The following is a 10,971-nucleotide window of genomic DNA, read 5'->3' as shown; positions in this document are numbered from 1 at the left end:
ATTGATGATGCCGATGTCCGTGACCTGATTTCCGATAAGGATTATCAATTTAATCAAAGCTTCTATGGAAAGAGGGACTAAACTAATGGCTAAAAAAAAAGTTATGCGCAAAATTGAACTCCCACTGGTCGATTTATTGGAAAACAAACGTAAGATTGATCTTCTTAGTAATGAAAAGCCCTTTATTATCCCAGAATATATTAAAGGCAATTTAAAGCACCAATTACGACCTTACCAAAATCAAGCTTTAGTTAATCTAGACTGGACACAGCGACAGCCATTAGCTGATTACCAATATAATCAATTACTTTTTAATATGGCCACTGGTAGTGGTAAAACAGACGTTTTAGCTGCCCTGATCTTGTATTTGTATACTGAATTTACTTATCATAACTTTCTTTTTGTGGTAAATACAAATGCTGTGGTGGCTAAGACTTATGACAATTTATTAAATACTGCTTCACCTAAATATCTTTTTTCCCAACCTTTAACTATCCATGGTCAAAGAATCGAGCTTCGCTCAGTAACTCGGTTTCCTAGTACACCAGAGGATGGTGTGATCTATTTAAGATTAACAACTATTCAAACCTTGACCAATGAGTTAAGTGAAACCAAAGAAAACAGCCTCACTTATGATGATTTTAAGGCTCATAAACTAGTTGTTTTAGCCGACGAGGCTCATCATTTTAGTGCTGGTACTAAAAGTAAAGAGGACCAAAAAGAACGTTCCTGGGAATATGTCCTGGATCGTATTCGTCAAGCTAATAAACATAATCGTCAATTCGAGTTTACTGCAACTCTAGATTTACAAAATGAAGCGATTTATCAAAAATATCGTCAAAAGATTGTTTATAGATACGATTTAAGCCGTTTTATTCACCAAGGATATTCTAAACGGGTATATCGATTACAAGCAAATAACGACGATGAGAACAAAATGCTGAATGCTGTTTTGCTCAGCCAGTATCGTAAGCGAATTGCCAATGAATTAAAAATACCTGACTTTAAACCGGTAATCTTGTTTAAGTCTAATAAAATTGCGGTTTCTAAAGATGCTCGAACAACTTTTTTAAGCATGATCTCACAGTTGAATATAACGGACCTAACCGATTTTCTTAAACATCAACAAAACACTAGCCATAGTCAAGCATTGAAACAAGCTTATGATTACTGGTTATCGCAAGATTTGGGTACTGCAATTGTTGAATTAAAACGTGACTTTCAGGCTATGAATACTATTAATGTTAACGATAGTGCCAAAGAAGGAATCTTAGGCGATTTAAATGACTTGCATAATCTAAATACCTTGGAAAGTTCTGATAATCCCTTTCGGGTTATTTTTGCCGTCGCTAAGTTAAGTGAGGGCTGGGACGTTTTAAACCTTTATGATATTGTGCGGATTGGTGAACAATCCACTACCTTGAACCAAACAAACAGTGAAGCTCAGTTGATTGGTCGAGGAGCACGCTACAATCCTTTTGCTTATCAGGGAAAAATTTCTTATACGCGCCGTTTCGATAATCAGAATCCAAAATATCAATTATTGGAAAGTCTTTACTATCACACCATCAATGATCCGAAGTACTTAGATAACCTAAAAAAATCATTGGACAAAATGGATCTACCTGTCGAAGATGATAGTGATTTTGATGTTTTTGAAACTAATGTTAAACCGTCATTTAAACACTCTAAAGTTTATCAACAGGGTAATCTTTACTACAACGAAGTTGAGCCTGTACCAGATAAAGAATTTAATTGCCTTGACCGTTATGGGGTTAATACCACCACAATGGCAGAAGTCAATTTGGTAGAGAGCACTTGGGAAACAAATTACAATGCTGTTGCTATTGAGAAAGATCCTTTAACAGAGACCAGGTTTTTATTTAAGTTTCGAGACGCAGTAATCTTAGTAAAAAAAGCTTTCTCACGTAATAAGTTCTATCGGTTTAATTCTCTAAAGCGGTATATTCCTACTTTGAATTCGTTAAATGAATTTATGACAGCTGATAATTGGTTGGGAAATATTCGTTTGTATGCTCGTGTCAGTAACGGTTCATCATCCTTAAATCGAGAGCAGCAACTTAAAGCAGTTGAAAAATATTTAACTTTTGTTCAAAAACAGATTATCAATAACTATCAAAGACAACGCGGAACAAAGCGCTTTATTCCAGTTCCTATAAAATTCTTAATTAGGGACTACCAAAAGAAAGTTGCCAAACATTTTAATAAATCAGTCAGTGAAATGATCTTACCCTACTCAATGAAAAATAAACCTTGGTTTGTTTTTGAAGAAGCCATTGTTGATAAGCTGGAGAAGTCTTTAGTTGACTTAATCGGCGCTTTTGTTGACCGATTAAGTCAAAAATATAGTCAAATTTATTTATTTAGAAATGATGAACGCAATACTAATTTCAAGCTACATCAATTTAAAGGTCAGACAACTCATTATGCCGGTTTCATGCCTGATTTTATCCTCTATTTACAGAATAAAGATTTTTGTTATCAAATTTATATTGAGCCTAAGGGACCCCAATTGCTTGATCAGGATCAGTGGAAACAAGAACTCTTAGAAAGTATTCGTCCTGAGAATATTGAACTTGTTGGTGAGAATGATCAAGTTAAGCTTTATGGTGTTAAATTCTTTACTTATAATGATGGCAGAAATGTTGAGCAAGAAATGTCTGATTTAAATATTATAGAAAAAGATTTTAATGAGGGGTGAACAAAATTGGAAATAAAAATGAAAAGAATCAGAAGTGTTAAAAAGTATTTAGCTGACATCGATGAGAATGGTACTTTCTATATAGGAGTGCAAGTGGATTCAAAAGTAAAAAATATATTGACCCAATATTTCGATGTGATGGATTCAAAAAAAACTTTATTTATGCCACAACCATATATAGGTATTATGTCTAAAAGAAATACAGTTGGTGAATTTATTGCTGATAAAACTAAACCCAAAGAAACGCAGTATAGAGCACAAAACTGGTCATTAAAAGATTGGGGTGGAACATGGCACTCTGGAACTAGCGAAGTGCCTTATCTAGGTTATCCTAAGAACTTTACGCCACCAAAAAACTATTATTTCCATTACCTAAAAGATTCTCAACACAATAACAATCAATTACTAGTTATAGATAAAACATTCACTAATGTTGATGCTGAGTTTGATAATATTAGATTTTGCATTAATCTTGTTTTAGAGATATTTTCAAGAGCAGAAACGTTCATTTTTGATACTAAAGGACAAAGAATAACCCCTATTATAAAAATAGTCCCCTGGGAAGTTCTCCCTAAAGGAAAAAAGATTTGGAATGTTTTTAAAAATGGAAAAAGCTATTCTAATGTTTCTGAAAGTGAAAAACATTTAATAAAAGAGCGATTTAATTATATTGAAAGTTTTAAACCAGATGCTGAATATCGGGGAATCGGCAATTATAACGGCTATGTGGTTTTTTGCTTTGAAAACAAAAAAATATATGTTTTAGATTCCGCCATATATGGAAATGCAATTTATATCTTCTCTGATTCTTGGAAAAAATTGTCTAAACTCTCAAAACGGGAAATTATAAGGGGAAATTTAGAAAAAAAGAGAATAATCCATTCCCCAAATTGGAAAAGAGAATTAAAGAAAGAACTCACTGAATAAATTACTTAACTTAAGAAACCAAGTAAATTATCGCAGGGGCTATAGCTATCAAATCGCCCCTCGAAAACGTTGAAAGAATAGCCCCCAATATCTATAATGTAGATATTGGGGGCTATTTTGTTTCTTTTATCAATAAATAACATCTGTTTTTCAGAAAAATTGTTGGACCTTTGTACTAATTGAACTAATTTCTTGCTGAGATAAAGTGGCCACAACTTCGCCATCTGATCGTTTTGTTGGATCGACAGCACGGACATGTTGCAATAACGCCGTCCCGTGAATTTTCCCGTTATCTATCCTGATAAATAACGGCGATTTAGCATACTTTTCTTGGGTACGATATTTGTCAGAGGTACTGATTGGCACAACTAGCACCGTATTAAAATAGCGATTATAGTGATCGTTGCTTACAACTAAACACGGTCGCTTTTTCTTAGTTTCAGTGCCCTTAGCCGGATCTAAATTAATCCATAAAATAGCGCCTTGTTTTAATTTCATTAATCAAAGTCTTCGCTTTCTACGTCTTTACCCCAATCAACTTCTGTTGTACTGAGATTTCCAAACTTTTTTTCTTGTTCATCAACAAGTTGCCATAGATCCGGTTTACTACGAACAATCATTACTTTACCATTTGGTTCAATCTGCCATTCAATTGTGTCAGTAGACCGAACTTTTAACAGTTCACGTACTGTTTTAGGAATTGTAATCTGATTTTTACTTGTGATCTTCGAGCTAACCTTAGTTACATTACCTGCGCTCACAATATCATCTCCTTACTTTTTCCTTACAAAAATAATAACATAACTGCTTTAATATCTCAAGAAAAGGAGAAAAGACTATGCAACAAGTTGTTTTACCCATCAAAGATTCAAACGTTCTTAAAGAGGTTCAAGATACGTTACTCAATAACTTTAAAGCTGGCCGACGTAACTATACGATTTTTCAAGTTGGTAAAGCGACGCTACTGCGAGTGAGTGACGTTATGGGCTTAAAACAGGCCGATATTTTTAATCCTGACGGTTCTATTAAACAAAATGCATTTATTCATGACCGAAAAACTGGTAAACCTAATACCTTGTACCTTAAACCTGTTCAAACAGAGCTCTTATTGTACCGTCAATGGCTGCTTGATCATAAGCTGGATTCTGAATGGCTCTTTCCTTCAATTCAACACCCAGAACGCCATATTACTGAAAAACAGTTCTACAAAATTATGAGTAAGGTTGGCGATCTATTAGGAATTAATTATCTAGGTACTCATACAATGCGCAAAACTGGGGCTTATCGTGTTTATACGCAATCAAATTACAATATTGGCCTAGTCATGCACCTACTAAATCACTCAAGTGAAGCCATGACTTTAGCTTATTTAGGCTTGGATCAAGCAAGTACAGAAAACATGTTGAACCAAATTGATTTTGGGTAAATTAGTTTGATTTTGTTGTCGCCAACGGCGACTTCTGATACAGGTTTTTAATGGGTCTAGCACAACATAGAATTTATTCTATGTGTAAGTGCGCATTGACCTCGTTTCACTAGGTCTGCTGATAACCATAAAATCAATTTCTGCTGTTGTTGAATTGACTGTATTTTTAATTCAATTTATGTTTGCACCTGACTAAGATTGTTATGTTTTAAATATTTAAAAAGTGTTGCAGATTACGCTGTTTTAAGCCAAAATTTTTTAATTGCTTTGTGCAGATAATCTTTATAAGCTTGGTAACAAATTTTGAATAACGGTGCTGTAAGATCTGTGAATTTAAACTGAAGTCATTATTTTAATGTTAGGAGTCATTAAGATTGACGAAAAGAGAGTATTAAAACCAATTGATGAAATGCTTGCTGATCTTTGGCAAATTGATCTTCAAGAATTGTTTGAAGCTTCTGTCAATGAACCTGATGAGATCAAGAGGAATTTTTATGATTCCTTAGAAGCTGTCCAAGATCTATGATTTTTGATATACTTCTATGTAAAAAGCGAGTTTAAGCTATGAAAAATTATCCCAGCAATATTACTCGGCAACAATTTGAATTAATTCGACCAGCTTTAGAAAATTTTCGTAAGCGAACTAAGCCTCGAAAATATGACCTCTACGAGGTCTTCTGTGCGGTCCTATATGTCTTGAAAACCGGTTGCCAATGGCGTCAAGTCCCCGGTGATTTCCCAGAATGGCGGTCAGTTTACAACTATTACAAAATTTGGTCAACTAAAGCTGAGCCTACGGCTGATTCTTTATTGGAACAAGTTTTAAAAAAATTGTCATTGCTCGGCGAACTTACCAAGGACGTTCAGCTTTAACTTCCTTTATTATCGTTGACGCTCAGAGCGTCAAAAACACCGCTACTGCTGAAAACAAAGGTTACGACGCTGGTAAGAAAATCTCGGGGATTAAGCGCCATCTGGCAGTTGATATCAATGGCTTTCCGCAGGCCATTCACATCACGCGAGCGAACGTCTCTGATCGAGACGGGGCCAGTGCAATGATCGCTTTACATGCCATGCATTTACGCCAGGTGCAAAATGTCTTAGTTGATGGTGGTTATTCAGGCGTTAATTTTCAGCTCGATGTAGCCAGTAATTTAAACGCAACCGTGCAGGTTGCGAAGCGCAATGAGTTGCATCGATTCGAAGTCATGCCCCAACGTTGGGTAGTCGAACGCTCCTTTAGTTGGCTAGAGAATTGTCGGCGACTTTGGAAAAATTGTGAGCGTCAATTAACCACCAGTCTGCAAATGGTCGTTTTAGCGTTTTTAGCACTATTACTTAAGAGATTTTAGACAGCTTCTTAGACACTTATGTTTTGCAAAAAAGACAAGAAGATATTATTAATCGTCCTGATTTCGTCATCTAGCCCTCTAAAAGCTCACTGAGGGCTTTTTATTTTTGTTTTGGTATAAATATATATAAATAGTCTTAAAATCGCTAGAAACGAAAAATAAGGCCTTTAAAAACGAATATAGCAGTTAAAGTCTTGTTAAGATTCAGAAAAACTAACTGTTTGCTGTCAATGGTAGCGGACGAGCGTAGCGTGGGAGCATAAGGAATTGACAGCTCTAAACCAGTCTTAACACTGAAATGGCGAAAGCCAAAGTTTTATAGAAACTTTGCTTTCCTGCCTAACGGCGAGTGAAAAAGCGGTCAAGCTGGTTCAGCTTGGACGGGGTTCGGGGCGTCAGCGCCCGTATTGAATGTGGCTTGCCACACCTTTTAGGCAACGAACGGAGTGAGGCGCAAGGAACGTAGCGACTGAAATTTAATGTGAGCCGGTTTTGGGCTCACTCCTTTGTGTTTTTTGTTGCTAGGTTTTGACCTCGTACAGTGGTGCCTCTTTTAAACCTCTTTTATAAACCTCTTTTAAACCTCTTTTAGACCCCTCTTGAGCCTTACTCTCCCAAGGCTCACAGAAGGTTATCAAGTACCTTTTGTCTGTTTATCAAGTACCTTTTGTCTGTTTATCAAGTACCTTTTGTCTGTTTATCAAGTACCTTTTGTCTGTTTATCAAGTACCTTTATAAGTTCTGTACTTGATAAAAAGGTACTTTTATTTTAACATGTGTTTGAGGTGATAATCATGTCTAATGAGTTAGTTAAGTATGATCCTGAGTTGAATACTATTCCCTTGAGAAAATTTACCCCAATTGAGATGAATTTATTTTTTTCAATTGTTTCCCGCATGCGGGATCAAGGGAATAAAACTGTTCGTTTCTCTTTTGACCAGTTAAAAGAGCTTAGTAACTATAAACCAACCGCAAATAAACGTTTTATTGATGATATTGAAAATACATACCAAAAGATCCTCAGCCTTAGGTTTGGCCGTAGAAGTAAGAGTGGCTTAAATCGTGAATTTTTTGTTATGTTTACTGAATTTGAAATTAAAGGTGAAGCTGAAGAACCTTATGTTGATATTCAGATTTATCCCAAAGCATTGCACTTGCTAAACGATTTAGAAAGTTGGGTTCGTTATGCCCTAACAGAATTTAGAAATTTAAAAAGCAGTTACGCTAAAACAATGTTTCGTCTAATTAAGCAATTTCGAACTACTGGCTATTCTTATTTCTCTAAAGAAGATTTTTTTGAATTGCTTGATATACCTAAAAGTTATTGGAATAGTCCTTCAAATGTTGACAAAAAGGTTATTAAGCCAATTAGAGAAGAATTAACCCCGCTTTTTAGAGGGCTAACGATTAGAAAAAAATATGGTAAAGGCAGAGGAAAACCAGTTATCGGTTATTCTTTTACTTGGAAACCTGAAAGAAAGGACGCAAATGATTTTTCTCAAGGCAAATTTCAAGATGAGCGTCAAAAACTCTTTAACATTCAGCACAATGATGAATTATCAGATAAAGAAAAGTGGCGTGCAATTGACAAAGTTAAATGCTTGCCTTTAGGAACAACTGAAAAACAGGTACTGGCTGAAAAACAAGCTGAACATGATCAAAAAATCAGAGATCAAGCAAGACAAGAAGCACTTGCTGAACTCCGAAAAGGGTTTGGAAAACATGCCTAAAACTATTAGAGAACTTGCTGATGAATTTGGTGTATCAAAACAAGCCGTTAGGGAAAAAACTAGATGCAAACTTTAGTTGTTGTTAATTCGGGATATTTACTGTTAAAGCAACATTCATTGGTGGCAACAACCAGAACCAAATCAATTATAGTTTAGCTTGAAGATTGATACCTAAAGAAAACCAATCGACAAGCAAAACTTAAACTTGGTTGTCGATTGGTTTTCTTGTCGTTTTTAACTTATAATTTAAGGCGGATTAATTAGGCGGTGAAACTATTGGGCAAGACTATTCGGCAACTTTCAGAAGAATTTAATTTGTCAAAACAAGCTATTAATCAACGTATTAATAGCATTAATGGCTTTCGAAGCAAACACACTTACAAAGTTAAAAACCATCTAGAAATAGACAACCAAGGCGTTAAAATGCTTGCTAATTTTGACAAGCAAAAACGACAAGAACGACAACCAAATCGGCAAGCTGAAAACGACAAGGACAAAAATATTGATCAGATCTTGCTGAAGCAACTTGATGTTAAAGATCAACAAATTGCAAATTTACAACAAGCCTTAGACCAGCAACAAAAATTACAGATAGCAACGGTAACAGAAAACCATCGATTAAAAGAGCACATTCGGAAATTGAGTGGATTGCTTGAACCTTCTAGTGCAAGTCAACAGCAACAATCAAACGACAAGGACGATACCTTGTCGAATAGTTCTAATGCTAGTCACAGCAAGGGAAAAAACGACAAGCAAAATCATGTTGTTGATGAAAAACAAAAAAGAATGCATAAAAATAAACCCAATAAGAGTTGGTGGCATTTTTGGTAAAAATTAAAGGGTGGATTAAGAATGGAAATAGAGCCTAAGATAATGTCTCAAGTCAAAAGTATTTTAGGAGAGTTTGGAAACAAGTATTTAACTAGTAAGGGTTCTCTGAAACGGAATAATGTAATTAATGACTTGGATAAATTTGACCGTGAATTGATGACAAAGCTATTTAAAGATCCTTTAATACATAAAAATTATGTAGAAAAAATTGCTGACAACGAAGTATTTAAACTCAATCAATTTATTGAAATGTTTGAATATAAAGAATTTTGGGAAGACAGTTATACAAAATATACAAATAAAATCGGTTTAACAGCTAATGGAAAGTTTGTTGATGAATCTGCTGACGTTGTTTTAGATTTCCCATTTAAGGATACTGTTTTAAAAGCCGGTATGACAAAAGAAGACTTAGATAATAAAGACGTACCTGCTAATGAACCGTTTTTAAATGAAACCATTGCTCAACCTGAAATTGATGAATTACTAGAGCCTAAAATTTTTGTCAATACTAAAAAGTATGATCAAAGTGGTGAACATAAGATATCTAGTTATTCTGGTCAAGATAATTTAATCATTAAGGGGAACAACTTAATCGCTTTATATAGCTTGAAAGAATTCTATACAGGAACCATTAAATCTGTTTTTTTGGATCCACCATATTATTTTGAAATCAACAAACCATCTGACACTTTTTCTTACAATTCAAATTTCAAACTATCTTCATGGCTTGTTTTTATGAAAAATAGGTTAGAAATAACTAGGGAACTTCTAAGCGAAAAAGGAACTATTTTTATTACTATGTCTGATGAAGGTGTACATTATTTAAAAGTCTTAGCTGACAGTATCTTTGGATTCAATAATTTTATTGCCGATGTAACTTGGGAATCTAGAGCCTCTGTATCAAGTGATGGTTTCATTTCACTAAATAGTAATCATATTTTAATTTATGCTAAGGACTTAAACCAGATCAATAAAAATGATTTCCGATTAAGTTTAGATAAAGAATCATTTAAATTCAATGACAATGACGGTCTTGGCCCATACCGAATTGAACCGTTTGATGCACCAAATGTTAGAAAAAATTTAGAATACGCAATCGTTAATCCTAATACAAATAAAACCTATTTTCCACCTAAGGGACGTTGCTGGAGAACAACTGAAAAAGAGTTTAAAAAATTACTTAAAAGTGGGCGTATTAAATTTGGTTCTAAAGGGAAAACGAGGCCGCAATTAAAAGCTTACTATGAGGACATAAAGGATGCAGGAAAAGGAAAAGCATCAAGTACTATATGGCATGATATTTCTGTCAACAATAGTATTTCTTGGTTAAATACTAATACAAATACATCTGCGACTAAACATTTACGACAAATATTCGGATCAGATGTTTTTACTAATCCTAAACCTGAAGACTTAATCAAACGTGTCTTAGAACTTTCAACAGATAAAAATGATATTGTTTTAGATTTTTTTATGGGCTCAGCAACTACCCAAGCGGTAGCCATGAAGATGCATCGGCGATTTATTGGTATCGAACAGATGGATTATATTAATACGGTTTCAGTGCCACGTTTGCAAAAAGTAATGGATGGTGAACAGGGTGGAATTTCCAAAGACGTAAATTGGCAAGGTGGCGGCTCCTTTGTTTATGCAGAGTTGATGGAAAAGAATCAAGGCTACTTAAAAGATCTGCTAGCGGCTAAAGATATAAATGAATTAGATGCTGTATATAAACGCATGAAAGTGGGAGCAGATTTCGACTTTCGAGTGGATCTTGATAAATATGAAAATGATGCAGAACGTAAAGCTTTGCCTTTTGAAGAACAAAAACGGTTATTAGTTAAATTATTGGATAAGAATCAACTTTACTACAACTTCAATAATATTGATGATGCCGATGTCCGTGACCTGATTTCCGATAAGGATTATCAATTTAATCAAAGCTTCTATGGAAAGAGGGACTAAACTAATGGCTAAAAAAAA

General features: G+C 34.7%; 10 protein-coding genes. 8 read left to right on the top strand and 2 right to left on the bottom strand.

The genetic code is table 11. From position 1 onward, the window contains the following. Nucleotides 1-85 precede the first annotated feature (85 nt). Nucleotides 86-2,722 carry a DEAD/DEAH box helicase family protein gene (locus GB992_RS11535; protein WP_161002562.1) on the top strand — a complete coding sequence of 879 codons (2,637 nt, stop codon included), beginning with the start codon at nucleotides 86-88 and terminating at the stop codon, nucleotides 2,720-2,722. A gap of 6 nt (nucleotides 2,723-2,728) precedes the next feature. Continuing rightward, nucleotides 2,729-3,649, top strand: coding sequence for a hypothetical protein (locus GB992_RS11530; RefSeq protein ID WP_161002561.1), 921 nt, complete (start codon nucleotides 2,729-2,731; stop codon nucleotides 3,647-3,649). A 150-nt stretch (nucleotides 3,650-3,799) separates the two neighbouring features. Here the strand turns inward: GB992_RS11530 and GB992_RS11525 are convergent, their stop codons facing one another. Next, entirely contained in the window at nucleotides 3,800-4,147 is a 348-nt protein-coding gene (locus tag GB992_RS11525; protein WP_024002471.1) for a type II toxin-antitoxin system PemK/MazF family toxin, read from the bottom strand. Continuing rightward, complete coding sequence (locus GB992_RS11520; protein WP_001748062.1) at nucleotides 4,147-4,410, bottom strand: type II toxin-antitoxin system PrlF family antitoxin; 264 nt, start codon at nucleotides 4,408-4,410, stop codon at nucleotides 4,147-4,149. The genes GB992_RS11525 and GB992_RS11520 overlap by 1 nt, the downstream gene beginning before the upstream one ends. Before the next feature lie 77 nt (nucleotides 4,411-4,487). Between GB992_RS11520 and GB992_RS11515 the strand changes: the two genes are divergently transcribed. The 6 genes from GB992_RS11515 (at nucleotide 4,488) to GB992_RS11495 (ending at nucleotide 10,953) form a co-directional block, all read left to right on the top strand. Then, entirely contained in the window at nucleotides 4,488-5,075 is a 588-nt protein-coding gene (locus GB992_RS11515) for a site-specific integrase (protein WP_013279411.1), read from the top strand. Nucleotides 5,076-5,430: 355 nt separating this feature from the next. Further along, nucleotides 5,431-5,601, top strand: coding sequence for a hypothetical protein (locus tag GB992_RS11660; protein ID WP_162855700.1), 171 nt, complete (start codon nucleotides 5,431-5,433; stop codon nucleotides 5,599-5,601). A 38-nt stretch (nucleotides 5,602-5,639) separates the two neighbouring features. Continuing rightward, nucleotides 5,640-6,427, top strand: a protein-coding gene (locus tag GB992_RS11510; protein WP_161002560.1) for an IS5 family transposase whose coding sequence is annotated in 2 segments (ribosomal slippage) — nucleotides 5,640-5,898 and nucleotides 5,898-6,427 — 789 coding nt in all. Because the reading frame shifts where the segments join, the coding sequence is not laid out codon by codon here. Nucleotides 6,428-7,221: 794 nt separating this feature from the next. Continuing rightward, nucleotides 7,222-8,157: a replication initiation protein gene (locus GB992_RS11505; protein ID WP_063490264.1), complete on the top strand. Its 936-nt coding sequence runs from the start codon at nucleotides 7,222-7,224 to the stop codon at nucleotides 8,155-8,157. 276 nt (nucleotides 8,158-8,433) lie between these two features. Beyond that, complete coding sequence (locus GB992_RS11500) at nucleotides 8,434-8,988, top strand: DUF536 domain-containing protein (protein WP_161002559.1); 555 nt, start codon at nucleotides 8,434-8,436, stop codon at nucleotides 8,986-8,988. A gap of 21 nt (nucleotides 8,989-9,009) precedes the next feature. After that, nucleotides 9,010-10,953 (top strand): DNA methyltransferase, encoded by a 1,944-nt coding sequence (locus tag GB992_RS11495; RefSeq protein ID WP_161002558.1) that lies wholly within the window; start codon nucleotides 9,010-9,012, stop codon nucleotides 10,951-10,953. Nucleotides 10,954-10,971: the final 18 nt, after the last annotated feature.

The organism is Furfurilactobacillus milii, from assembly GCF_009863985.1.
GTDB classification, from domain to species: Bacteria; Bacillota; Bacilli; order Lactobacillales; family Lactobacillaceae; genus Furfurilactobacillus; species Furfurilactobacillus milii_A.
The sequence above is the reverse complement of the archived record's forward strand: the minus strand, read 5'-3'. Positions and strand labels throughout refer to the sequence as shown.

Excerpts from the sequence above, each read along its gene's own strand:
- GB992_RS11535 (WP_161002562.1), top strand. The coding sequence starts at position 86 with ATGGCTAAAAAAAAAGTTATGCGCAAAATTGAACTCCCACTGGTCGAT.
- GB992_RS11525 (WP_024002471.1), bottom strand. The coding sequence starts at position 4,147 with ATGAAATTAAAACAAGGCGCTATTTTATGGATTAATTTAGATCCGGCT.
- GB992_RS11515 (WP_013279411.1), top strand. The coding sequence starts at position 4,488 with ATGCAACAAGTTGTTTTACCCATCAAAGATTCAAACGTTCTTAAAGAG.
- GB992_RS11660 (WP_162855700.1), top strand. The coding sequence starts at position 5,431 with ATGTTAGGAGTCATTAAGATTGACGAAAAGAGAGTATTAAAACCAATT.
- GB992_RS11505 (WP_063490264.1), top strand. The coding sequence starts at position 7,222 with ATGTCTAATGAGTTAGTTAAGTATGATCCTGAGTTGAATACTATTCCC.
- GB992_RS11495 (WP_161002558.1), top strand. The coding sequence starts at position 9,010 with ATGGAAATAGAGCCTAAGATAATGTCTCAAGTCAAAAGTATTTTAGGA.